This window comes from Arthrobacter stackebrandtii, from assembly GCF_017876675.1.
GTDB classification, from domain to species: domain Bacteria; phylum Actinomycetota; class Actinomycetes; order Actinomycetales; family Micrococcaceae; genus Specibacter; species Specibacter stackebrandtii.
This window is the reverse complement of the sequence record NZ_JAGIOI010000001.1, coordinates 1,883,599-1,906,080: the sequence shown is the minus strand read 5'-3', so window position 1 is coordinate 1,906,080 and position 22,482 is coordinate 1,883,599. Positions and strand designations below refer to the sequence as shown.

The 22,482-nt window shown below is 65.0% G+C and carries 21 protein-coding genes; 12 read left to right on the top strand and 9 right to left on the bottom strand.

Annotated features, from left to right (window positions below; all coding sequences use genetic code 11):
* Window positions 1–4 precede the first annotated feature (4 nt).
* The gene (fdhA, locus tag JOF48_RS07955) at window positions 5–1,216 is read right to left on the bottom strand and encodes a formaldehyde dehydrogenase, glutathione-independent (RefSeq protein ID WP_209679285.1); all 1,212 of its coding nucleotides are present in this window, start codon (window positions 1,214–1,216) and stop codon (window positions 5–7) included.
* A gap of 192 nt (window positions 1,217–1,408) precedes the next feature.
* Entirely contained in the window at window positions 1,409–1,885 is a 477-nt protein-coding gene (locus JOF48_RS07950; RefSeq protein WP_209679282.1) for a MarR family winged helix-turn-helix transcriptional regulator, read from the bottom strand.
* Between the two features lie 75 nt (window positions 1,886–1,960).
* Here JOF48_RS07950 and JOF48_RS07945 point away from each other — a divergent pair, with 75 nt between their 5' ends.
* Window positions 1,961–3,415, top strand: a complete 1,455-nt coding sequence (locus JOF48_RS07945) for an MFS transporter (RefSeq protein ID WP_342591192.1) — start codon at window positions 1,961–1,963, stop codon at window positions 3,413–3,415.
* Window positions 3,416–3,471: 56 nt separating this feature from the next.
* On the opposite strand, the gene JOF48_RS07940 is transcribed toward JOF48_RS07945, so the two are convergent.
* From JOF48_RS07940 to JOF48_RS07925, 4 genes are all read right to left on the bottom strand, one after another.
* Window positions 3,472–3,981 carry a mycothiol transferase gene (locus JOF48_RS07940; protein WP_209679280.1) on the bottom strand — a complete coding sequence of 170 codons (510 nt, stop codon included), beginning with the start codon at window positions 3,979–3,981 and terminating at the stop codon, window positions 3,472–3,474.
* A 153-nt stretch (window positions 3,982–4,134) separates the two neighbouring features.
* Entirely contained in the window at window positions 4,135–4,782 is a 648-nt protein-coding gene (locus tag JOF48_RS07935) for a LutC/YkgG family protein (protein WP_209679277.1), read from the bottom strand.
* Entirely contained in the window at window positions 4,779–6,311 is a 1,533-nt protein-coding gene (locus JOF48_RS07930) for a LutB/LldF family L-lactate oxidation iron-sulfur protein (protein WP_245346447.1), read from the bottom strand. The genes JOF48_RS07935 and JOF48_RS07930 overlap by 4 nt, the downstream gene beginning before the upstream one ends.
* Window positions 6,308–7,111: a (Fe-S)-binding protein gene (locus JOF48_RS07925; RefSeq protein ID WP_209679274.1), complete on the bottom strand. Its 804-nt coding sequence runs from the start codon at window positions 7,109–7,111 to the stop codon at window positions 6,308–6,310. Before JOF48_RS07925 ends, JOF48_RS07930 begins: the two co-directional genes overlap by 4 nt.
* A gap of 250 nt (window positions 7,112–7,361) precedes the next feature.
* Between JOF48_RS07925 and JOF48_RS07920 the strand changes: the two genes are divergently transcribed.
* From JOF48_RS07920 to JOF48_RS07895, 6 genes are all read left to right on the top strand, one after another.
* Window positions 7,362–8,429: a substrate-binding domain-containing protein gene (locus tag JOF48_RS07920; RefSeq protein WP_209679271.1), complete on the top strand. Its 1,068-nt coding sequence runs from the start codon at window positions 7,362–7,364 to the stop codon at window positions 8,427–8,429.
* A gap of 115 nt (window positions 8,430–8,544) precedes the next feature.
* Window positions 8,545–9,840: an ABC transporter substrate-binding protein gene (locus JOF48_RS07915; RefSeq protein WP_209679268.1), complete on the top strand. Its 1,296-nt coding sequence runs from the start codon at window positions 8,545–8,547 to the stop codon at window positions 9,838–9,840.
* A 186-nt stretch (window positions 9,841–10,026) separates the two neighbouring features.
* Window positions 10,027–10,857, top strand: coding sequence for a carbohydrate ABC transporter permease (locus tag JOF48_RS07910; protein ID WP_342591191.1), 831 nt, complete (start codon window positions 10,027–10,029; stop codon window positions 10,855–10,857).
* The gene (locus tag JOF48_RS07905) at window positions 10,854–11,771 is read left to right on the top strand and encodes a carbohydrate ABC transporter permease (RefSeq protein WP_209679264.1); all 918 of its coding nucleotides are present in this window, start codon (window positions 10,854–10,856) and stop codon (window positions 11,769–11,771) included. Before JOF48_RS07910 ends, JOF48_RS07905 begins: the two co-directional genes overlap by 4 nt.
* Window positions 11,771–12,775 carry a hydroxyacid dehydrogenase gene (locus JOF48_RS07900; protein WP_209679262.1) on the top strand — a complete coding sequence of 335 codons (1,005 nt, stop codon included), beginning with the start codon at window positions 11,771–11,773 and terminating at the stop codon, window positions 12,773–12,775. The genes JOF48_RS07905 and JOF48_RS07900 overlap by 1 nt, the downstream gene beginning before the upstream one ends.
* A 42-nt stretch (window positions 12,776–12,817) precedes the next feature.
* Complete coding sequence (locus JOF48_RS07895) at window positions 12,818–15,259, top strand: polysaccharide lyase 8 family protein (protein WP_342591190.1); 2,442 nt, start codon at window positions 12,818–12,820, stop codon at window positions 15,257–15,259.
* Between the two features lie 58 nt (window positions 15,260–15,317).
* Here the strand turns inward: JOF48_RS07895 and JOF48_RS07890 are convergent, their stop codons facing one another.
* Complete coding sequence (locus tag JOF48_RS07890; protein ID WP_209679260.1) at window positions 15,318–15,773, bottom strand: Lrp/AsnC family transcriptional regulator; 456 nt, start codon at window positions 15,771–15,773, stop codon at window positions 15,318–15,320.
* A gap of 107 nt (window positions 15,774–15,880) precedes the next feature.
* Between JOF48_RS07890 and JOF48_RS07885 the strand changes: the two genes are divergently transcribed.
* A complete protein-coding gene (locus JOF48_RS07885; RefSeq protein WP_209679258.1) occupies window positions 15,881–16,600 on the top strand; it encodes a LysE family translocator in 720 nt (239 codons plus the stop codon).
* Between the two features lie 55 nt (window positions 16,601–16,655).
* Here the strand turns inward: JOF48_RS07885 and JOF48_RS07880 are convergent, their stop codons facing one another.
* Both JOF48_RS07880 and JOF48_RS07875 read right to left on the bottom strand, forming a co-directional pair.
* On the bottom strand, window positions 16,656–17,729 hold the full coding sequence (locus tag JOF48_RS07880) for an adenosine deaminase (protein WP_209679256.1): 1,074 nt from the start codon (window positions 17,727–17,729) through the stop codon (window positions 16,656–16,658).
* A gap of 48 nt (window positions 17,730–17,777) precedes the next feature.
* Window positions 17,778–18,932, bottom strand: a complete 1,155-nt coding sequence (locus JOF48_RS07875; RefSeq protein ID WP_209679255.1) for a type I restriction enzyme HsdR N-terminal domain-containing protein — start codon at window positions 18,930–18,932, stop codon at window positions 17,778–17,780.
* A 422-nt stretch (window positions 18,933–19,354) separates the two neighbouring features.
* Here JOF48_RS07875 and JOF48_RS07870 point away from each other — a divergent pair, with 422 nt between their 5' ends.
* The 4 genes from JOF48_RS07870 (at window position 19,355) to JOF48_RS07855 (ending at window position 22,445) form a co-directional block, all read left to right on the top strand.
* Window positions 19,355–20,449: a DUF475 domain-containing protein gene (locus JOF48_RS07870; protein WP_209679254.1), complete on the top strand. Its 1,095-nt coding sequence runs from the start codon at window positions 19,355–19,357 to the stop codon at window positions 20,447–20,449.
* 47 nt (window positions 20,450–20,496) lie between these two features.
* Window positions 20,497–21,090, top strand: coding sequence for a TerD family protein (locus tag JOF48_RS07865; protein ID WP_209679253.1), 594 nt, complete (start codon window positions 20,497–20,499; stop codon window positions 21,088–21,090).
* A 105-nt stretch (window positions 21,091–21,195) separates the two neighbouring features.
* Window positions 21,196–21,777 (top strand): TerD family protein, encoded by a 582-nt coding sequence (locus JOF48_RS07860; RefSeq protein WP_209679251.1) that lies wholly within the window; start codon window positions 21,196–21,198, stop codon window positions 21,775–21,777.
* 86 nt (window positions 21,778–21,863) lie between these two features.
* Window positions 21,864–22,445 carry a TerD family protein gene (locus tag JOF48_RS07855; RefSeq protein ID WP_209679249.1) on the top strand — a complete coding sequence of 194 codons (582 nt, stop codon included), beginning with the start codon at window positions 21,864–21,866 and terminating at the stop codon, window positions 22,443–22,445.
* Window positions 22,446–22,482 lie beyond the last annotated feature (37 nt).

Genomic DNA, 22,482 nt, shown 5'->3' with positions numbered 1-22,482 from the left:
CTGCCTAGTTCAGGTACCCGTTCGGGTTCAGGACGTATTTGGTGGCTGCACCGGCGTCGAACTCGGCATAGCCGCGCGGCGCATCGGTCAGGGAGATGGCCTGCGCGTTGACGTTTCTGGCGATGGAGACCTTGTCGTGCAGGATCGCCATCATCAGGCCGCGGTTGTACTTCATGACCGGGCACTGGCCTGTGGTGAAGGACAGCGACTTCGCCCAGCCCGTGCCAAGGCTCAGGCTCAGCGCCCCTTTTTGCGCGGCAGCGTCAATGCCACCCGGATCACCCGTCACGTACAGGCCCGGAATGCCCAGGGACCCGCCGGCGGCGGTGATGTCCATGAGCGAGTTCAGCACCGTGGCCGGCGCCTCTCCCGCACCGTGGCCGTGGCCCCTTGCCTCGAAACCGACGGCGTCGACCGCGCAGTCAACCTCGGGCACCCCGAGCAGCTGCTCGATCTGGGCGCCGGGGTCGCCTTGGGTCAGGTCGATGGTTTCACAACCAAAGGTGCGGGCCTGGGCGAGCCTGTCCGCGTTCATGTCACCGACAATCACGACGGCGGCGCCCAGCAGGTGCGCGCTGGTCGCCGCTGCGAGGCCCACAGGTCCGGCACCGGCAACGTAGACGGTGGACCCGACGCCAACCCCGGCCGACACTGCGCCGTGGAAGCCAGTCGGGAAGATATCCGAGAGCATGGTCAGATCCAGCATCTTCTCAAGGGCCTGATCCCGGTCCGGGAACTTGAGCAGGTTCCAGTCAGCGTAGGGAACCAGAACATATTCGGCCTGACCACCGACCCAGCCGCCCATGTCGACGTAACCGTAGGCGCTGCCCGGCCGGTCGGGGTTCACGTTCAGGCAGATGCCGGTCTTGCGCTCCTTGCAGTTGCGGCAGCGTCCGCAGGAGATGTTGAAGGGGACGGAGCAGATGTCGCCGACCTTGATGAATTCAACATCCGGGCCAACTTCAACCACTTCACCGGTGATCTCGTGGCCGAGGACCAGGTCGGTGGGAGCCGTGGTGCGTCCTCGCACCATGTGCTGGTCGGAGCCGCAAATGTTGGTGGCCACAGTGCGCAGGATGACGCCGTGGGGAACCTTTCGCCCCACATTGGCCGGGTTGACGCCCGGTCCGTCCTTGAGTTCAAACGTTGGGTAGTCGATGTCGATGACCTCGACGACGCCCGGCCCCTTGTAGGCAACGGCCTTGTTTCCTGACATGGATATTGCTCCTTCCTAGTTAGTTCAGGAAGCATCTGTTGACGCCCCCTAGTGCAACGAGAAAACAGCCCCGGTCACGAATTTTGGCGCGAATCCAAACACATGACTGCGGCGGGAGAGGCATCCAGTGGCGGGGTTCCAGCCAGTCTAAACTGGCCGTTGAGAATATGTAAGGGCAAGCAGCAAATTATCCTATATCTGACATTCTCCATTTGACGATCGCGGCCAGGAGCCGCCCTCAAGAACCTCAACACCCTCGTTAAAGTCCCGTAGCAAAGCCAAGAACTGTGCCCGTTTTTCACTGGGCCACGCTTCAATCACCCGCCCAATACCTTCTTGATAAACACCTCGAGTTTGAGCCAAAGCCGCCAGCCCGGCCGGCGTGGGCTGGACGCGGCGGGCGAGCTCACCGCCGTCGTTTTGGGCATAGCACAGCAGCTCTTGGCGCAGTAGCGCGGCCACCTGCCGGTGCACGGTGGAGATGTCCAGGCGCAGGGCGCCGGCAAGTTCCTTCAGCGTCATGGACGGCGCATTTTCGAGCCGGCTAAGCAGGACCGAGGCCGAGCGGTCCAGAACCTTGTCGCCGTTGTGGTGCGGGCGTAGGTAGTAGCGGGAGAACAGCATGAGCTCGTATTCCAGCCCCTGCAATACCGGTGCGTTGCGTTCCATGAAACCGACGACCCCATCCTTATGTAGAATACAAACCGTTTGCATCATACATAAGCATAATTCCTCAGGAGCCACGTGACCACCAGCAAGACCGCAGCACGCACCCCTTCCCCGCGGGCAGTCGTCACCACCTTGGCATTCTGCGGGATCGTGGTCTCGCTCATGCAGACCTTGATCATCCCGTTGATCCCCGGCCTGCCCGGCATGCTCAACACCACCGCCGCGAACGCCTCCTGGGCCATCACGGCCACCCTTTTGGCGGGCGCCGTGGTGACCCCGATTGGCGGCCGCCTGGGCGACATGTTCGGCAAGCGCCGGATCCTGCTGCTGAGCCTGGCCGCGATGGTGGCGGGCTCGGTGCTGTGTGCGCTGACGGATTCGCTCACGATCGTGGTGGCCGGCCGCGCCCTGCAGGGCCTGGCCATGGGCGCCATTCCGCTGGGGATCAGCATCATGCGCGACCTCCTGCCCCCGGCGCGGGTGGGCCCGGCGATCGCCACCATGAGCGCCACGATGGGGGTGGGCGGTGCGGTCGGCCTGCCGCTGGCCGCCTTCATCGCGCAGAGCGCCAACTGGCAGGTGCTGTTCTGGGCTGCCGCGGCGCTGGGGCTCAGCTGCCTGGCCGCGGTCTGGCTGGTGCTGCCGGAATCCGCCGTGCGCACCCCTGCCAAGTTCGACGGCGTCGGTTCGCTGGGTCTCGCTGTTGGCCTGCTCGCCCTGCTGGTTCCCGTCACCAAGGGCGGCGGGTGGGGGTGGGGCTCCCTGCCCACCCTGGGGATGTTCGCCTTCGCCGCCGTGGCGCTGCTCGCGTGGGGATTCTACGAGTTGCGGATTCCGGCGCCGCTGGTTGATTTGCGCGTCAGCGCCCGGCCGCAGGTGCTGTTCACCAACCTGGCATCCATCATGATCGGCTTTGCCATGTACGGGACGTCGCTGATCTTCCCGCAGCTTCTCATGGCGCCCGCCGCCACGGGTTACGGGCTGGGGCAGTCGATGCTCATGACCGGCCTGGCGCTGGCCCCGGGCGGACTGGTCATGATGGCGCTCTCCCCCGTGTCCGCGCGGCTCTCCGCCCGCCGCGGGCCCAAGACCACGCTGATTCTCGGCGCCCTGGTCATCGCCGCAGGCTACGCCGTGGCGCTGTTCCTGAACGCCGAGATGTGGCAGGTCATTGTCTCCTCGATGGTCATCAGCGCCGGCGTCGGGCTGGCCTTTGCGGCGATGCCCGCCCTCATCATGGGCGCCGTTCCGGTCACCGAAACCGGTGCCGCGAACGGGCTGAACTCGCTCATGCGCGCCATCGGCACCTCCACCTCGGCCGCGGTCATGAGCGTCGTGCTCGCGTCCATGACCATGTCCGTGGGCCCGCTCTCGCTGCCCACGCTGGGCGCGTTCCGGGTCACGTTCACGATCGCCGTCGGCGCCGCGGTCCTGTCCGCCGTGCTAGCCGCATTCATTCCGCGGACAGCAGCGCCGGGCGGCTCCGATCCAAGCATGCGGCCTGCCAAACAGACAGCACCCGCCACTTAGGCGAGGGCCGGTATGGGCATTCCGTCAGCGATCCCGGCACCGGCCCGCTTCGCCCGTCAAACGGCGTGTGGCAGGCCCTTGACGTAGGCCGCCTGGCCGCCGTGCTGCACGCAGTCGTCCAAGATGCTGACCAGGCGCACGCCCGTCGTGACTGGCGGGTTCCATCGCCGGTCCACGACCCGGTCCAAGTCGGCGGAGGACAGCCCGCGCACATAGTCCAGGCTCTGGGCCAGCACGGCGTCATGGTATTCGCGCAGCAGCTCAAACGAATCCACGCGCACCGCATCCACCTGGGCCGACGTATGTCCGTAGCCGTGGTCGGAAGTGCCCAGGTCAAAGCCGAACTTCGCCGCGTACCCGCCGCCGGACCACACGGACGCATGCCCCGCAAGCTGGGCAACCTGCTCGTCCTGTGCGCGGTTCAGGTGCCACAGCAGCCACGTGATCGAATTGCCCGTGCCGCCGGGGCGCCAGTTCGCCTTCGCGGACGTCAGCCCGTCCAGCACACCGGAGACAATTCCGTCGATCCGGCCAAACGCATCCACCAGCAGCTCCGAGGTTTCCATACGGGCCATGCTGCCACCGCCGTCCGGGCCTGTCGACACTCCCGGCGAGTCGGGGCATCGGCCCCCGCACCAAAAAAGGACGGCGATTGCGGATAAAGACGGTGCTATACGGCCGTCTTTATCCGCAATCGCCGTCCTTTTCGCGAAAACCGTCTACGTCAGGATGATGACATCCAGCGTCCGCGGGCCATGGACGCCTTCAACACGCTCCAGCTCAATGTCGCTCGTGGCGCTGGGGCCGCTGATCCAGGTCTGCGGGCGGCTCGCCTCCAGGCGCGCAATGGCTTCCGGCAGCACCTCCACAATCTGGTCGACGTTCAGGATGCAAATGTGCCGGTCGGGAACCAGCGAGATGATGCGCCGGCCCTGGTCGCCGCCGCCGTCGAGCATGATGGTGCCGGTCTCTGAAACGGCCACCGCGGCCGCCGTCACCACGGCGTCAACAGCGTCCAGCTCGGCGGTGGTGAGGCGGCGCTCCGGCGAGTCGACATGCACAGCCGGCGTCCCGCCGTCGTCCTTCCCCGCGGACGGCAGCGCGGCAAGCCAGGACTCCGGCAGGCCGTGCGGCACCACAATCGAGGTGCTTCCCGTGAGCAGTTCGGCCAGCTTGGCGGGGGCGTCGCCGGCGGGCGTGAGGAACACATTCGCCTTGTAGTCCACCAGCCGGTCCACGAGCTGCTCGAGGCGCTGCTCCGCAGTCATGTCCGAGCTGCGGCGGTACTCGCGCGGCACCACGGGCGTCGCCGGCGCATCCCGCAGGGCCGACTTGATGCGGTTCATGATGTCCTCGCGGGCGCTCATGCCTGCTCCCCTTCCGGGCTGTTTGTGGAGCCGGGCACGACGGCGGCACCCGGCTTGTGCTCTTTGGCCCACCATTGGCGGAACGACTGGGTGGGCGGTGCGGGGATGTCCCGGCTTTGCGTCCAGCCGCCGGCGATGCCCGGGAGCTTTTTGATGACCTTGTCGCGCCCGGCGGCGAGCGTGCCCAGGGGCAGGCCCTTTTCCAGCAGGCTCAGGTGCGAGCCCTTCGCGAACGCCCACTCGGCGCCCTTCATCATCAGGTCCATCTGGGTGGGGACCTTGACCTTGGCGCGCTTGGAGTCGACGTCCTCGCCGCGCAGGTGGACGAGGATTTCCGGGATGTTGATCTTGACGGGGCAGGCGTCGTAGCAGGCTCCGCACAGGGAGGAGGCATAGGGGAGGGAGTTGTTTTCCTCGCTCTTGATGCCTGTCAGCAGCGGGGACAGGATGGCTCCGATGGGGCCAGGGTAGGTGGAGCCGTAGGCATGGCCGCCGGTGCGTTCGTAGACCGGGCAGACGTTCATGCAGGCGGAGCAGCGGATGCAGTTCAGCGCGGTGCGGCCCATCTCGTCGGCAAGGGCGGCCGTGCGCCCGTTGTCCAGCATGACCAGGTGCACGTTCTGTGGGCCATCACCGGGGGTGACGCCGGTCCACAGCGAGGTGTACGGGTTCATCCGCTCCCCCGTGGAGGAGCGCGGCAGCAGCTGCATGAACACCTCCAGGTCCTCCCACGTGGGCAGGAGCTTTTCAATGCCCATGACGGTGATGAGGGTTTCCGGCAGGGTCAGGCACATGCGCCCGTTGCCTTCGGATTCCACCACGGTCAGGGTGCCGGTGTCCGCCAGTCCGAAGTTGGCTCCGGAGACGGCCACCTTGGCGGAGAGGAACTTCTTGCGCAGGTGTTTGCGGGCAGCCTCGGCCAGCTTGGCCGGCTCGTCCGTGAGGTTCGGGTCCACCACGGGCATTTCGCGCAGAAAGATTTCGCGGACCTGGCTGCGGTTCTTGTGGATGGCCGGGACCAGGATGTGGCTGGGCTTGTCGTGGTCCAGCTGCACGATCAGCTCGGCCAGGTCCGTCTCGTAGGCGGCAATGCCCTGCTCTTCAAGGTATTCGTTGAGCCCGATTTCCTGCGTGGCCATGGACTTGACCTTGACCACCTCGGTCTCGCCGGTTTCCCGGATGAGGGCCGTGACGATCTCATTGGCTTCCTGGGCGTCGCGGGCCCAGTGGATGACGCCTCCGCGGGCTGTGAAGTTGGCCTCGAACTGCTCCAGCAGGGCGGGCAGGTTCGCCATGGTGGCGTCCTTGATCGCGGCGCCGGCGTTGCGCATGTCCTCCCAGTCGGGAAGCTCGGCCACCACCTTCAGGCGCTTGTCCCGGATGGTGTGGGTGGCGTGGCCCAGGTTCGCGCGCAGCTGCTCGTTCCCGAGCTCGCGGTGCGCCGCCTTGGGGAACGCCTCGGTGGCGTTGAGGTTGCCGTGGCCGAAGACGGGCAGTGAGGGCATGCCCAGAAAAGTGTTGCTGCTCATCGCTTGCTCCCTGCCAACTTGACCTTGACTTCACCCGTGACTGAGACGGGGTTTTCCAGCGTGCTGGCCAGGATCTCCGCGAAGTGGAGGGTGCCCACGTCGCTGCCCTGGCGGGACAGCCCGCCACCGATGTGCAGGAGGCAGCTGGCATCGCCGCCGGAACACAGCTCGGCGCCGGTGCCGCAGATGTTCGCCGCCTTGTCGGCGTTCATGGCGCTGGAGACGTCGGCGTTCTTCATGGAGAAGGTGCCGCCAAAGCCGCAGCACTGGTCGGCCTCGGGCAGCTCCACCATCTCGATGCCGCCCACGCTCGCCAGCAGGTTCAGCTGGCGGTCTTCCAGGCGCAGCAGGCGCATCCCGTGGCAGCTGGGGTGGTATGTAACCTTGTGGGGGAAGTATGAACCGAGCTGTTCTGCGGCGTTCGTAATGCCCAGGACGTCGGTCAGCAGCTGGGAGAGTTCATATGTCTTTGCGCCCACAACGGCGGCACGGGCTTCCAGCGCCGTGTCTCCGCAGCGGCGCGCCACGAGTTCGTGCTGGTGCTTGACGCTGGCCACGCAGGAGCCCGACGGCGCAACGGCGACGTCGTAGTCGTCCGTGTCGAAGGCCTCCACATGGTTCGCCACCACCGTACGGGCTTCCTTGAAGTAGCCCGAGTTCACGTGCATCTGGCCGCAGCAGGCCTGGCCCTCGGGGAACACCACCTCGTGTCCCAGCCGTTCCAGGATGGCCACCGTGGCCTGTGCCGTGCGCGGATACATGGCATCGACGATGCAGGTGGCAAAGAGCGCAATTTTCATGCTCTCCACTGTAGGGCAAAATCCGGCGGATGTGGACTGACCACACAATTCCGGAGAAAGACCCGACCAATGACTGCTCCCAATAACGGCCCAATTGTCCCGACAGTGGCCACGCAGCAAGCAGCCTTTGCACCCCCCGCACCGGTGCGCCCCACCAGATTCGAGCAATCCCACTGCAACGATCGCGTACATGATCATATGATCATCATTGAGCGCATTTGCTCAGCCCAACTACGAATGAGTGCAGACCATGTCCCGAAGCGTCGCCGAACGGCGGGCCGCCATCCTTGAATCCCTCAATCAATCGGGCCCCCGAAAGGTGCGTGAACTTGCCGATGAACTTGGCGTCTCGGCCGTCACCCTGCGCAGGGACATCGAGGACCTCGCCAACCAGGGGACCCTGGTGCGCAAACATGGCATGGCCCATCCCCTGTCAGCCGAGGCCCCCGCACCCCGCAAGCAACCGACAGTCGGCCTCGTCGTGCCCCACAGCGACTACTACTACGACGGCATTATTTCCGGCGCCAAACGCGCCTGTGCAGAGGCTGGCGCCAGACTCATCCTCGGCGTCTCCGCATATGACCAGCTCACAGAAATGCAGCAGGGAAGGCGGCTGGTGGCCAACGGAGTTGATGGGATCGTCATCGCCCCGACGCCCAACCCCGAGACCGGATTGCTGAGCGAAAAGCAGGAAAGCTGGCTGGGCTCCCTGACCGTGCCAACAGTGCTCATGGAGCGCCCTCCGTCCAACGCCGGCCCGGCAGCCAAGCTGGATTCGGTCACCTCCGCACACGCGGCGGGTGCGGCCGCCGCCGTCCGCCACCTTGCCGAACTTGGGCATGAACGCATTGCCTGCCTGTTGATCCAGGGCCCCAACTCAGCCCCCATTCAGGCCGGGTATGAAGAAGCCGTCGCAATCCTCGGGCTCACATCCCTGGGCGTGGTTTCCGAAGGCCGGCAGGGCTCCGTCGATGCCGCACCCGCCCTCCACCAGCTCATCAAGGACGGAGCCACCGCCCTCTTTATTCACAACGACCAACTCGCCACACGTGCATTGACCTGGCTGCAGGATGCCGGAACGCAGGTCCCCCGGGATGTGTCCATCGTCGGGTACGACGACGTCATCGCCGCCTACGCTTCCGTTCCGCTCACCTCCATCTCACCATTTCGGGCCCACGTGGGGCACCGCGCCGTCCGCCTGCTCCTGGACCGAATTCAGCAGGCCGCCACGCCGGGCGAATCGCCGTTCGAGGCCGCAGAACACATCTACCTCGTGCCGCAGCTCGTGGAACGCGAGTCGACCCGACCACGAAAATAGCTTACGGATCTTTCATCTCCTTTGATTTAAGGCCCTTTTCTTTCACTTGCCTTGACTGACTTTCGCTTGCTGCACCAAGCTGTGATGACTGACACACAATGAAAGGCAGTCGTCCATGCGCAATATTCGTAGGTCCAGTTTCCTGTCGGCAGCCGCCGGCGCCCTCGCCATCGCCGTCCTGAGCGGCTGCGGCGGCACGGCTCCGGCAGCCGCCCCGGACGGTCCGGTTGAGATCACCTTCTCCTCGTGGCTCAAGGGTTCCGCCGATGTGGTCGAGGCCTACAATGCGGCCCAGGACGAAGTCCATGTGACCTTCCAGGAAGTGCCCACTTCCGCTGACAACTACCCGCAGCTGAGCAACCAGGTCAAGGCCAAGACGGCCCCCGACGTCATCACCGTGGAGTACCCGCGCGTTGCCGAGATGGCGACGCAGGGCGTGCTGAAGGACATCACCAAGGAAGCCGGCGGCCTGGTCTCGAAGGAGTTCTCCCCGTCCATCCAGTCGCTCGTGAACTTTGGCGGCGCCACCTGGGGCGTGCCGCTGGATGCCGGCGTGCTCCAGATGTATTACCGTGCCGACCTCTTTGAGAAATACGGCATTGAAGTGCCCACGACCTGGGACGAATATTCCGCAGCTGCAGCCAAGGTCGCCGCTGCCGATCCCAAGGTGCGCCTGGCGTCCAGCCCCGCCGCGGATCCCGCATTGCTTGCCGGATTTGCCTGGCAGCACGGCGCCCAATGGAGCAGCCTTGACGGTGACGCCTGGACAGTCAGCATCGACGACGAGGCAACCGTTGAGGCCATGAACGTGCAGCAGGAACTCCTGGGCGCCAAGCTGCTCTGGACCGAAGATGCCCCCGTGCTGCAGCAGAAGCAGACGGACGGCCAGCTGCTCTCCGTCATCAGCGGCGCCTGGTACGGCGGCGCCCTGATGAGCAGCTTCGGCGACCAGGCCGGCAAGTGGCGGGTTGCCCCGCTGCCCTCCAACTCCGACAAGCCGGCATCCGCCATGTATGGCGGTTCCACCTTTGGCATTTCGAGCACCAGCGACAAGGCCGAAGCAGGGGTCAAGTTCATCCAGTGGATGACAACGACGGAGGCCGGCATGGAAGCCCGCCTGTCCGGGAAGTCATCCGTCTTCCCGGTCAATGAGACCGCCCGTGCCGCCGCATTCAAGGCTTTTGACCCGTCGTTCTTCGGCGGCCAGGACATCTACGAAGTGGCGGGCGAAGGCCTGGAGTCCATCCCGGAAGGCTGGGTCTGGGGACCGGCCACCGTCACCACCTTCACGTCGCTAGTCGATTCCGCGACAAAGGTCAAGGAGGGCACTGCCACGATCGCCGACGGCCTCCCCGCAGCCCAGACGGCCACCGTTGAGGACCTTAAGAACCGCGGCATCGCAGTCAAGTAGCACGGAAGCAACCGGCTGCCGCCGGCATCCCCGGCGGCAGCCCTTGGCACGGATGCAACATCCCCGTGCCGTCTATCGAAGGGAAAGCCCATGGTTGGCGCGATCGCGAAGACCAGAACACCATCCAGACCCGCCCACAGCAAACGGCAAACCCGAATTGCGGCGGCATTCATTGCACCATTCTTCGTGCTGTTTCTCGGCTTCACGATTGCCCCCATCATTTACTCGGCCTATTTGAGCCTCTTCGCGGAGAAATCCAGTGGTTTGGGCTTCGGCGGCGTCAAGAAAACGTTCATTGGGCTTGAAAACTACATTCGGGCCTTCCAGGATTCGGTGTTCCTCACCGGCTTTCTCAACGTCGCGACGTACTGCCTGATCTACATTCCCATCATGATTGCGCTGGCACTTGCCATAGCGCTTCTTTTGGACAGTGCAGTGGCACGCGCCAAATCCTTCTTCCGGCTGGCCTTCTACCTGCCGACAATCGTTCCGGGTCTCATTGCCGCCATCATCTGGACGTACCTTTACACGCCCGGGGTCAGCCCCGTCGTCGACCTTTTCGAAATGACAGGGGCCACCTGGAACATGGGAGGGCAGCTCGCGGCGCTATTCTCGCTGTCCAACATCGCCATCTGGCTGCACACCGGATACAACGTGATCCTGTTCTTTGCCGCCCTCCAGGCGGTTCCCCGCGAGGTCCTTGAGGCGGCCAAGGTCGATGGTGCCGGGCCGTTCCGCACGGCGATTGCCATCAAGGCGCGCATGATTTCCGGTGCGGTTGGCCTGGCTGTCCTGTTCACGGTGGTCGGTGCCATGCAGCTGTTCGCCGAACCGCTGCTGCTGCAAGGCAAGGCGACCTCCATCAACAGCACCTGGACGCCCAACATGTTCATTTACCAGACGGCTTTTGAGAAGCACGACTTCGGCTATGCGGCAGCGACGGCCATCATCTTTGCCTCTCTCATCGGCCTGCTTTCCTGGGTGGTTACAAAGATCGGAAACAAGGCACAGGCATGAGCACTCCAACCATCACCCGCAGCTCCGTGAACGGTGCGGCACCAGCCGCCCCCGTCAAGGTCCGCACCAAGAGGTCAGCACCGGCCTGGTCGTCCAAGGCAGCAGTAAACCTCATGCTTGTGTTGTTCTGCCTCTACACCCTGCTGCCGCTGACGTGGCTCGTCGTGGCCTCCACCAAAAGCACGGCAGATCTTTATGGAACTCCCGGCTTTGCCTTCGGGGACATGAACTTCATTCCGAACCTGGTCACCTTGTTTACGTGGGAGAACGGCACCTATCTGCGGTGGCTGCTCAACACGGTGGCGTACGCCGGCGTCGGCTCTGTATTCTCGGTCTTCGTTTCATTCCTGGCCGGATACGCCTTCGACAAGTTCGACTTCCCCGGCAAGGAACGCTGGTTCGCCTTCATCCTGGTCGGCGTGCTGATTCCCGCCGCCGTCACCACCATGCCGCTGTACCTCCTGGCAGCAAATATTGGGCTGGTCAACACCTTCTGGGGTGTCTTCCTGCCCAGCATTGCGAGCCCCTTCGGGGTCTATTTGGCCCGCGTGTTCTCCAACGGATATGTCCCCGCCGAACTGATTGAAGCCGCCCGGCTCGACGGCGCCGGCGAGATGCGGATCTTCACCACCATCGTCGCCCCGCTCATGAAGCCCGGCATCGTGACGCTGCTGCTGATGTCTTTCAGCGCCGCCTGGAACAACATCTTCCTGCCCCTGGTCATGCTCACCGACAACCAGCTGTTCCCGATCGCCCTTGGCCTGTACTCCTGGAACGGCCGCTCGGACGTCGAACCGGAATTCGCGCAGCTGACCATCATCGGTTCGCTCATCGCCATCATCCCCGTCATTGTCATGTTCATGTCCCTGCAGCGCTTCTGGAAAGCCGGCCTAGGATCAGGAGCCATCAAGTAATGCCTGCCAAACACCCCGCCGCCGGACTCCCCCAGGCAACCCTCGCCATGGAACCGGGCCTGCGCGACCGACTCTTCACACCGGCGGCGCTGAACCGCCTGGCATCCAACGTCTCCCTCCAGGACCGTGCCATCACCAACCTGGACATGACCGGCGTCGACCTTTCCACAACCGAAATTTTGCTGGGCGGTTGGGGCTGCCCCGTCCTCGACGCGGGCGTGCTGGACCGCATGCCGCGACTGCATACAGTGGTTTACACGGCCGGAACCGTCAAGGGGTTCGTCACGGATGAACTCTTTGCCCGTGGCATCCAGGTCAGTTCAGGTGCAGCGACGAATGCCCAGCCGGTTGCCGAATTTACGTTGGCAGCCATCCTGCTGGCCGGCAAGCGGATCTTCGAGATCGACGCGGAATACCGCACGACCGGAAATTACCGGCCGGCCTCAACAAAGTCCGGGCGCTGGGGCAATTACGGGCTCACAGTGGGGATTGTCAGCGCGTCGCTCATTGGCCGCCGCGTCATTGAACTGCTGGCTCCGTTTGATGTGGAGGTGCTGCTTTACGACCCCTTCCACCAACTCCCCGGCGTCCAGAATGTCTCGCTGGAGCACTTGCTGGCCAATAGCGACGTTGTCAGCATCCACGCACCCGAATTGCCGGAGACCCGCCACATGCTGAACGCCGAAACGCTCGCGCTGATGCAAGACGGCGCAACGTTGATCAACACCGCCCGCGGCAGCCTTGTGGACGAACCTGCCCTGTTGGCGGAACTTCATGCCCGGCGGCTGCACGCTGTCGTCGATGTCACGGAACCGGATGTGCTGCCACCGGGCTCACCCTGGTTTCACGCCCCCAACTTGACCCTGACGCCCCACATCGCCGGATCCCAGGGAAATGAAATGTTCCGGCTGGGTGATTCTGCGGTCCGCGAGATTGAACGGCTGGTGGCCGGGCAGCCCCTGATGCATGTTGTCCGCCAGGAAGCCTTGGCTTTTACGGCCTAAGAAACGTTCCATGCAGTTCCCAACGACGAAAGGCACAATGCAGTGACGATCTCCAACATTTCCCGACGCACCCTCTTTCGAGCAGCCGGTTCCGCAGCAGTGGCCGGGCTTCTCCTGGGCACAGCCGCCCCCGGTTTCGCTGCTGCCCCCGCAACGTACTCGGACCTCATTGCCCGCCGTCGAGCCGTCCTGACCGGCGGACTGGATGCCTCTGCCGTGCCTGAGCTGGCCGCTCAGCTGGCCCAGATCGTGGCAAAGACATCGTCCACCTGGGAATCCATGGACAAGTCTGCCGGCCGCACCAGCCCCTGGGCCGACCTGCCACTGAGCGGCATCGGGTCCACCGCCACAGCCACCAGCAACATGGCGCTGGCCTTCAACCGGCTCTTTGACCTGGCCATGGGCCACGCCGTCCCCGGCACCGCCCAGACTGGCAACGCGCAACTGGCAGCGGACATCATCGACGGCCTGCAATTGCTCTCCGACACCGCCTACAAACCCGGCATGAAGGCCGCCGGCAACTGGTGGTTCTGGGAAATCGGCAACCCGCGGAAGGTCGCGGACATCCTCATCCTCATGCACGACGTCGTCCCGGCACCCTTGCGCTCAGCCCTCCTTGCCGCTGTTCGCTGGTTTGCACCGAACCCGAACTGGCGCGGCCGCGCTGCCAGCTTCGCAGAGACCGGCGCCAACCGCGTGGACAAGGCCGTTTCCTGTGCCATGCGCGGCATTCTGGCTGAGGATCCGGACGAGATCGCCATGAGCCGCGACGCCCTCAGCGATGTGGTCGGCGACGGCCGGAACAGCCTGTTCAAGCAGGTCACCGCCGGCGACGGATTCTACCCGGACGGCTCCTTCATCCAGCACGGCAAGCTCCCCTACGCGGGGACGTACGGCGTGGTGGCGATGGCCGGCGTGGCGGAACTGATCAACATGCTCGGCGGCAGCGAATGGGAAGTTGTCGACCCGGAACGCACCACGCTGCTGGACAGTGTGGAGAACACGTTCGCCCCGTTTGTCTGGGACGGCCGCGTCATGGACACCATCCGCGGCCGTGCCGTGTCGCGCCAGAACGCCCCTGACTACACCGACGGCTTCGCCCTCATCGGCGCCGTCCTGCTGCTCGCCCCCGGCGCCGGCGAGCCGTACACCTCCCGGTTCCTGGCCCTCGCCAAGGGCTGGCTGGAGCGCTGCGCAGACCAGAACATGGTGGGCCACCCCACCCAGCGCCTGGCCCGTTCACTGTTGGCGCTGGACGTCCTGAACAACGCAGCCGTGCAAGCCTCCCCGGCGCCCGTGTACACCCGCATGTTTGCCGACCAGGACCGGCTGGTCCACCACCGGCCGGCCTGGGGTGCCACCGTCAGCACCTCCTCCAAGCGCGTTGGCCGCTACGAGTGGGGCAACGACGAGAACAACCACGGCTGGTACCAGGGCGACGGCATGAGCTACGTGTACACCCGCACGGACCAGGCACAGTTCAGCAGCGACTTCTGGCCCACCGTGGACCCCTACCGCCTGCCCGGGACCACCGTAAACCTGGAGCCGCGGCCCTCCGGTTCATCCGGGGCCGGCACCGGAATTCCCGGGGCATTCCAGGCCTTTGCCGGCGGCATCCAGCTTGACGGGCGGCTGGGCGTGGTGGGCATGGACCACCTCAACCACAACAAGTCCCTCGCTGCGAAGAAGTCATGGTTCTTCCTCGACGGCGCTATGGTGTGCCTGGGCGCCGGCATCAACGGGACGGGCGGGGCCGAAGTGCTCACCACGGTTGACAACCGTTCCTACGCCCCCGGCGGGACGCCGCCCCTGCGCATCGACCATGCCAAGGTGGCACTGGCCGCTGGCCAGGTGCGCACGGCCAACGGATCGGTGCACATTGACGGATATGCCGGATTCGTGTTCCTCAAGGCCGAGAACGCAGCCGCTTCGGCGAGCGTGGCCGTCGTCGCCCGCACCGGCACGTGGAAGGCCATCAACTCAGGGGCAGACACCGGCGGCACCGATGTTCCGGTCAGCCGCGACTACGTCACCATCGTCCAGTCCCACGGAGCCGATCCGGAGAACGCGGGCTACGCGTACATGGTCCTGCCCGCCGCCGACCACTCGGACACCTTCAAGAAGGCGGCCCGGCCCGGCATCGAGGTGCTCGCGAACAAAGCCGGCGCCCAGCTCATCAAGGTGGCGGACGAGTCCCTCATTGCAGGCAACTTCTTCAGTGCCGCGGAGGCTTCCGGCTACTCGGCATCCGGCCCGTGCACCGTGGCGGTCCACGAGGTTGGGACGCAATTGACCCTCACGTTGGCCGATCCCTCCAGGACGCAGGCAGTTGTCCGGCTGACACTGCCGCCCACCGCGGCGGGATGGAATTCAGTGGCGGCTGCGGACGACGGCTGCACCGTCATTTCCACCAGTCCGCTGACCGTGGAGTTCGCCGTGGGCGGCACCCGCGGGCACCAAAAGTCGATCACCCTGGCCCGGTAGCACGAGGCCGTCCGCCCCCGGCTCCGGCAGCAAGGGGCGGACGACGCCGGCCTGCCACCTACAGCGGCAGGCCCGCCTTGGGCTTGAGGTTCTTCATGACCAGGGTGGAGCGCAGGCGAAGCACGCCCGGCAGGCTGGTCAGCTCGTTGTCGAAGTACTGCTGGTAGTCCTCCAGATCGCGGGCCAGGACCTTGAGGATGTAGTCGGGGTCCCCAAACAGCCGCTGGGCCGAGGTGATGTGGACGTTTTCGGCAACCTTCGCCTCAAACTCGTCCACCGTTGCCCGGTCAACGCGGTCCAGGGTCACGAACACCAGGGCCTGGAACCCCAGGTCCACGGCGGCCGGGTCGATGACTGCCCGGTACCCCACAATGGCCCCGGACGCCTCCAGGTCCTTCAGCCGGCGGTGGCATGGAGCCACCGTCAGGCCAACCTCGGCAGCCAGCGCGGTGGCGCTCATCCGGCCGTCGTCCTGCAGCGTGCGCAAAATTTCTCTGTCAATGGCATCAATCACAGCAATACCTTATCGCGAAAGCCGCGCGCAGGGGCAAAAAAGACAAGCACATTTGCGCCTCAATTCCATAAACTTGCCACTATCACCATTCAACGGCAGGAGAAGCCATGGAACCGCAGGCACTCATCGGCTTCCTGATTGTTGCCGTCACACTCACGTGCACCCCGGGGCCCGACTGGGCCCTTGCCATTGCCGCCGGCCTGGGCCGGCGCAGCTTCGCGCCCGCCGTCGCCGGATTGTGCAGCGGCTACATCCTGCACACCATATTGCTGGCCGCCGGGATTGCCGCGCTCATGGCCGCCATCCCGGCGCTCCTGCTCTGGCTGACGGTGGCGGGCGCCGCCTACCTGCTGTGGCTTGGCGTGAAGACCACCCGGTCCTGGCGTGGCGCCGGCTTCAGCACTCCCGGCACTGCAGATCTGGGGCCGCGGGGCGGGCTCGCCGCGCCGGCCATGGCTCAGGCGGCGCCGCCGGAACTGCCGGGCTCGGCCTGGGGCTCCTGGCTGCAGGGCTTTGGCACCAGCGCGATCAACCCCAAGGGAATGCTGCTCTTCCTTGCCCTGACACCCCAGTTCATCAGCACCGGCGCGGCATGGTCGGTGCCGACCCAGTCGGCTGTGCTGGGCCTGTCGTTCGTGCTCTCCACTGCTGTCATCTACACGCTTGTCGCGGCCGGCGCGCGGCGCCTCCTGCGTTCGCGGCCCGGCGCCGCCCGCGGCGTGACACTCTCCAGCGGCATCATCATGTGCGCCCTGGGCGCCCTACTTATGGTCGAACAAATCGGGCCCGTCGCCGAGGCCGCCGGGCACCTGCTAGCCGGCGCCTGAACCAAACCCGGCCTGCACAGCGGCGGCGGCCACCGTCCGACAGCCGGCCTGGGCGTCAGGACTCCCGGGCGGCGCCTTGGCCTGGGTCCAGGTCCGTGCCGTGGGCAGTGCTCCATTCCGCAAGCTCGGCCAGCAACGCGTCCTTGCGCGCATCCGGGGCGAATGAGGACCTGATCGAGTTTCCGGCCAGCAGCTCCGCCGTCGCCGCGTCCCAGGCGAATTCAGCCGCCATGGCGTCAAAGTTCGCGCCAACATATCCGCCAAAATAGGCGGGGTCGTCGGAGTTGATGCACACGTTCAGCCCCGCCGAGATCATCTGCGGCAGCGGGTGCGCGGCCAGCGTGTCAACGGCGCGCAGCCGCACGTTCGACAGCGGGCACACCGTCAGCGGCACCTGCTCGCGCACCAGCCGCTTGACCAGGATCCGGTCCTCGACGGCCCGGATGCCGTGGTCGATCCGCTCCACCCCCAGCAGGTTCAGGGCGTCCTCCACATAGCTGGGCGGCCCCTCCTCGCCGGCATGCGCGGTGAGCCGCAGCCCGGCCTCGGCCGCGCGCTTGTACAGCCGGATGAATTTCGACGGCGGATGGCCCACCTCCGCGGAGTCCAGCCCAATTCCGGTGATGGGCGCCCGCATGGCGAGCAGCGCCTCGAGGACCTCCAGCGCCGATTCCTCGGTCTCGTCACGCAGGAAGGCGGCAATCAGCACGGTGGATATCCCAAACTCAGCCTCGCTGGAAGCGAGCGCCGCCGCAATGCCGTTGACCGCCGTCGACAGTTCAATGCCGCGGGCCGCATGCGCCTGGGGGTCAAACATGATTTCCGCGTGCCGCACGCCGGAATCCCGGGCCCGGGCGAGGTAGGCGCGGGTCATGTCGGCGAAGTCGGCCTCGGTGATGAGCACCGCCATGTTGGCGTAGTAAAGGTCCAGGAAAGATTGCAGGTCGCTGAACTCATACTGCTCGCGCAACACCTCCAGTGTGGGATGCGGCAGCGTGATGCCATTGCGGGCCGCGAGCTCCAGGATCAACTCCGGCTCCAGCGTGCCTTCAATGTGCAGGTGCAGCTCGGCCTTGGGCAGCGAAAGCAGGGCGGCGGGGTGAACGGTCGGCTCGGATGTGTGGCTCATGGGGCCAGTCTACGGAAGGCGCGGCGGAACGGGTCGGATGCCGGCAGGCTACGCCTTGAACAGCTTCGCAATGAGCTTGGGGTCCACAATTTCCGTCCGGATCACCTCGCTCAGCGCCTGCGCCGTGGTGGCTATCCCCGTCCTGCGCCGGACTTCCTTGCGCAGCTCGTCGAGCATCGGTTCGGAGAGCATGACGTCCAACAGGGCCCCGGGCTCCGTGGCGGCACGGTGCCGCCACACTTCGTCGATGCGGCGGCGCTTCAACGCCTCCTTGTGCAAGAGGAACATCGAGTCGGTTTTCTCGGCCAGCGTCGCGGGTCCCAGCAGGTCAATTTCAAAGGCCATGTCCACCACCACGGGCAGCCCGCCCGTCAGGTGGTAGGCCTGCCACACGGCCCCGTTGGTCAGGACCATCCATTCCACGCCCTCGTTGACGGCGTACATCAGCACCTGGCGCAGGTGCCGTTCATTGAGTTTCTGGCTGATCCGCTTGACCTCTATGAAGGCAACCATCTGCTTGTCGATCCGGACGCCATAGTCTGCGAAGTCCTGCTTGACCATGTACTCCGTGGTCAAGTCCTTGAACTTGTCGAAGTCCAGGCCTTCACACAGCATGTCGGTCACCACCATGCGGGTGTCGCCTTCATTGGCGTCACGGGCACGCAGCGCCTCCAGGGGCTTCACGTACCTTTGGATCGCCTCGCGGACCTGCTCGATCGCGGCAAGTTCCCACTTGGGCAGGCGCGACGCCGGCGGCGGGTTCGCCTTGGCCTTGGATGCCGCCGCGGCCCCTGGTGCCGGCGCCGGCGCCGCAGCAGCTTCCGAGGCGGCTTCCTTGACGGGCGCCGCAGCGGGCACTTCAGCCGGCACCTCGGCGGCAGCCTCGGGCTCCTCCGCTTGCACCACCCCGGCGGAAATCCCTGCCGGCTCCGCGGCCGCCGGCGCACCCAGCTCATCCGGCAGCTGCAAGTGGGGTGCATTGACGCCGAAGGCCGCCTGCTTGAGCAGCCAGACGATGGTTTCCTCCCACCGTGCGGCCAACGCCCCGCCGGAACCCTCCGCCACGACCACCCTGGTGTGCGCAATGGCTTCCAGGGTCGCGTCGTCAGGCACCGCATGCCCGGCCGCAGCCGCATGACGGGACCATTCCAACAACACCTGGAACCTCTTTTGCCCCTTGGCGTCCAGCACTTCTGCGGTCATGGTCTCAGGCTCCCCGTTCGGTGCTTGCACGGCCGGCGGGGCATGCAAGGCAGGTGAAAGGTGCATTTTGTCCCGCCGGCACCTTTCATCAACCATATGACCCAAGTCACGTTTTCCTGGTGTGGACACTTCAGCCAGTTGCCAATTCGGCGAACCGCCGGCTCCACCGGCACGGCCAGCACCTGCCTCGACAAAAACTTGCCCGCCGGACAGCACCACACAGAATGTCAGTCCCTGGTGCAACGCTTTGAGAGAACGGGGAACTTTTTTTGTGTCCCAACCATTAGGACTATGTATCGTGAATGGAGATAATTGGAATTTGGGGGTCCTGTGAGATCCCCAGGCTGCGGGATGCCGCGGCTGCATCGACCATTGGCCCCTGGCACCGATGCCCGGGGGTCTACTGAGGAGCTTGTCAGCGCGTGTTCATGAAGACATTTGGTTGGTCCTTTGGGATCACCGCCGCTGCGCTCGTTGTTGCTTTCTTCTACGGCGGCGTTGAAGCGCTGATCCTTTGCGCCATCCTCGGCGTCCTGGAAGTCAGCCTGAGCTTCGACAACGCCGTGGTGAACGCCCGCATCCTGGAAAAGATGAGCGCGTTCTGGCAGACGATCTTCCTCACCGTGGGCATCCTGATCGCCGTCGTCGGCATGCGCGTCGCCTTCCCTCTGCTGATTGTTGGCGTCACCGCCAACCTCAACCCCATTCAGGCCGTCCAGCTGGCCCTGGAAAAGGGCAGCATCGACGACCCCGGCTCCTACGCCTACCTGCTCCACGACGCGCACCCGCAGATTGCCGCGTTTGGCGGCGTCTTTCTGCTCATGCTGTTCCTGGACTTCATGTTTGAAGAGCGGGAGCTGCACTGGCTGACGTGGCTGGAGAAGCCGCTTGCCGTCATCGGCCGCCTGCACGGGGCCTCCATGGCCATTGCCCTGGTGATCCTCGTGGCCTCGGCCGCCATGGTCCGTCCCGGGAAGGAAGTCGACGTCCTCATCGCCGGCATCCTCGGCATGGTCACCTACCTGCTCGTCAACGGCCTGGGCGACCTCTTCCACGTCGAGGCGGACGAAGAGGAAGAGCTCGCCGCGGCCGCCGCGAAGAAGAACAACAAGGGTGTTGGCAAGGCTGTGGGCAAGGCCGCGTTCATGCTGTTCCTCTATCTTGAGGTCATCGACGCCTCCTTCTCATTCGACGGCGTGATCGGCGCCTTCGCCATCACCTCCGACCCCATCATCATCGCCCTGGGCCTGGGCCTGATCGGCGCCATCTTCGTCCGTTCGCTGACCGTGTTCCTGGTCCGCGAAGGCACGCTGGACGACTACGAATACCTCGACCACGGCGCCCACTGGGCCATCGGCGCCCTCGCCATCATCCTCCTGCTGACCATCAGCTTCGAGGTCAGCGAGATCATCACAGGCTTGATCGGCGTGGTCTTCATCGGCGCCTCATTCCTGTCCTCCATTGTCCGCAACAAGCGCGCGGCCGCCGCTGCCAGGGAAAACCAGCTAGTCGGCTAGGTGCCGGCGCCGCCATCCACACCAAAGAAAACAAGGAGCTACACGTTATGGGACTTAGTTTGCAAAAGGGCCAGGCCCTTTCACTGAAGAAGAACGACGGCGCCGCCCTCACCCAGGTGCGGATGGGCCTCGGCTGGGATTCCGCAGCCCCGGTCAAGCGCGGCCTCTTCGGCGGCCTCAAGAAGGGCGCGGAGATCGACCTGGACGCCTCGGCCATCTTCTTTGATGCCAGCGGCAAGGCTGTTGACACCGTGTTCTTCAACCAGCTTCAGAGCAAGGACGGCTCCACCCGGCACACGGGCGACAACCTGACCGGCGAGGGCGACGGCGACGACGAGACCATCATGGTCAACCTGCCCACCGTGTCCCCGGCCGTGGCCCAGATTGTCTTTGTGATCAGCAGCTACAGCCGCCAGACCTTCGACCTGGTGGAGAATGCGTTCTGCCGCCTCGTTGACGACTCGACCCCGGGGTCCCCCGAGGTTGCCCGTTTCCAGCTGACCGACTCCGGCACGCACACCGCCATGATCATGGCCAAGGTGTCGCGCGAAGGCGCAGGCTGGAAGTTCACCGCCATTGGCGAACGCGCCAACGGCCGCACCGCAATGGACCTGATCCAGCCGGCGGCCAACGCGCTTTAGCGTTTGGCGATGTAGCGTTTGGGCTAAGAGTTTGGCCCGGACGCCCGGCTTGGCACTTGAGATTCAACAGTTGGCTCGCTTCGTACATATAGGAGTTTAGTTTTCATGGCATCTTTGACACTGTCCAAGGGCAGCAACCTTTCCCTGACCAAGGCAGATCCGGGCCTGCAAATGGCCATGATCGGCCTCGGCTGGGACCCCCGCACCACCAGCGGCGACCAGTTCGACCTGGACGCCTCGGCCATCCTGGTCACCGCCAACGGCAAGGTGCGCAACAACGACGACTTCATCTTCTACAACCAGTTGGCATCCAAGGACGGCTCCGTCGTCCACCAGGGCGACAACCGCACGGGTGAAGGAGACGGCGACGACGAGCAGGTTCTCATCAACCTCACCACCGTTTCCGCCGACATTGAGCGGATTGTCATCGTGGTCTCCATCGACCAGGCCGACGCCCGCCGCCAGAACTTCGGCCAGGTCCGCGACGCGTTCTGCCGCGTGGTAAACCAGGAGACGGACCAGGAAGTCGTCCGCTACGACCTCTCCGAGGATGCGGCATCGGAGACCACCATGGTGTTTGCCGAGATTTACCGCCACGGCGCGGAGTGGAAGTTCCGCGCCGTTGGCCAGGGCTACGCCAGCGGCCTGCATGGCATTGCCACCGACTACGGCATCGTGCTGGACTAGCAGGGGCGCACCGCCTCCACCACCCACGGGTGTGCGGCCCGCGCCGCACACCCACCCAAACCCTCCATCTGTAAGGACAAGAAATCATGGCTGGATTGACACTTGCAAAAGGCAACAACCTCTCTTTGACCAAGACCGACCCCGGCCTGCAGAAGGCATTGGTTGGCCTGGGCTGGGATCCCCGCACCACCACCGGTGAGGCATTCGACCTCGACGCGTCCGCGCTCCTGGTTGCCGCCAACGGCAAGGTCCGTTCCAGCGACGACTTCATTTTCTACAACCAGCCCACAGCCAAGGACGGCTCGGTCACCCACCTGGGCGACAACCGTTCCGGCGAAGGTGCCGGCGACGACGAACAGATCCTGATCGACCTGTCCCTCGTCGCAGCCGATGTGGAACGCGTCGTCATCGTGGTCTCCATCGACCAGGCGGATGAGCGCCGGCAGAACTTCGGCCAGGTGCGCGGCGCCTACTGCCGCGTGGTCAACCAGGGCAACGACCAGGAAATCGTCCGCTTTGACCTGAGCGAAGACGCCGCACCGGAGACGTCCATGCTGTTCGCGGAAATCTACCGCAACGGCGCAGAATGGAAATTCAAGGCTGTCGGCCAGGGCTACGCCTCGGGCCTGTCCGGGGTCGTCACCGACTTTGGCGTCCAGCTGGGCTGATCCCCACGCCCTCCCGCCCTCCACGCACACCCAACCG

Bases quoted from the DNA above. Each gene is read 5' to 3' on its own strand.
- fdhA (WP_209679285.1), bottom strand. From the start codon at position 1,216: ATGTCAGGAAACAAGGCCGTTGCCTACAAGGGGCCGGGCGTCGTCGAG.
- JOF48_RS07950 (WP_209679282.1), bottom strand. From the start codon at position 1,885: ATGGAACGCAACGCACCGGTATTGCAGGGGCTGGAATACGAGCTCATG.
- JOF48_RS07940 (WP_209679280.1), bottom strand. From the start codon at position 3,981: ATGGAAACCTCGGAGCTGCTGGTGGATGCGTTTGGCCGGATCGACGGA.
- JOF48_RS07935 (WP_209679277.1), bottom strand. From the start codon at position 4,782: ATGAGCGCCCGCGAGGACATCATGAACCGCATCAAGTCGGCCCTGCGG.
- JOF48_RS07930 (WP_245346447.1), bottom strand. From the start codon at position 6,311: ATGAGCAGCAACACTTTTCTGGGCATGCCCTCACTGCCCGTCTTCGGC.
- JOF48_RS07925 (WP_209679274.1), bottom strand. From the start codon at position 7,111: ATGAAAATTGCGCTCTTTGCCACCTGCATCGTCGATGCCATGTATCCG.
- JOF48_RS07920 (WP_209679271.1), top strand. From the start codon at position 7,362: ATGTCCCGAAGCGTCGCCGAACGGCGGGCCGCCATCCTTGAATCCCTC.
- JOF48_RS07915 (WP_209679268.1), top strand. From the start codon at position 8,545: ATGCGCAATATTCGTAGGTCCAGTTTCCTGTCGGCAGCCGCCGGCGCC.
- JOF48_RS07905 (WP_209679264.1), top strand. From the start codon at position 10,854: ATGAGCACTCCAACCATCACCCGCAGCTCCGTGAACGGTGCGGCACCA.
- JOF48_RS07900 (WP_209679262.1), top strand. From the start codon at position 11,771: ATGCCTGCCAAACACCCCGCCGCCGGACTCCCCCAGGCAACCCTCGCC.
- JOF48_RS07885 (WP_209679258.1), top strand. From the start codon at position 15,881: ATGGAACCGCAGGCACTCATCGGCTTCCTGATTGTTGCCGTCACACTC.
- JOF48_RS07880 (WP_209679256.1), bottom strand. From the start codon at position 17,729: ATGAGCCACACATCCGAGCCGACCGTTCACCCCGCCGCCCTGCTTTCG.
- JOF48_RS07875 (WP_209679255.1), bottom strand. From the start codon at position 18,932: ATGACCGCAGAAGTGCTGGACGCCAAGGGGCAAAAGAGGTTCCAGGTG.
- JOF48_RS07865 (WP_209679253.1), top strand. From the start codon at position 20,497: ATGGGACTTAGTTTGCAAAAGGGCCAGGCCCTTTCACTGAAGAAGAAC.
- JOF48_RS07860 (WP_209679251.1), top strand. From the start codon at position 21,196: ATGGCATCTTTGACACTGTCCAAGGGCAGCAACCTTTCCCTGACCAAG.
- JOF48_RS07855 (WP_209679249.1), top strand. From the start codon at position 21,864: ATGGCTGGATTGACACTTGCAAAAGGCAACAACCTCTCTTTGACCAAG.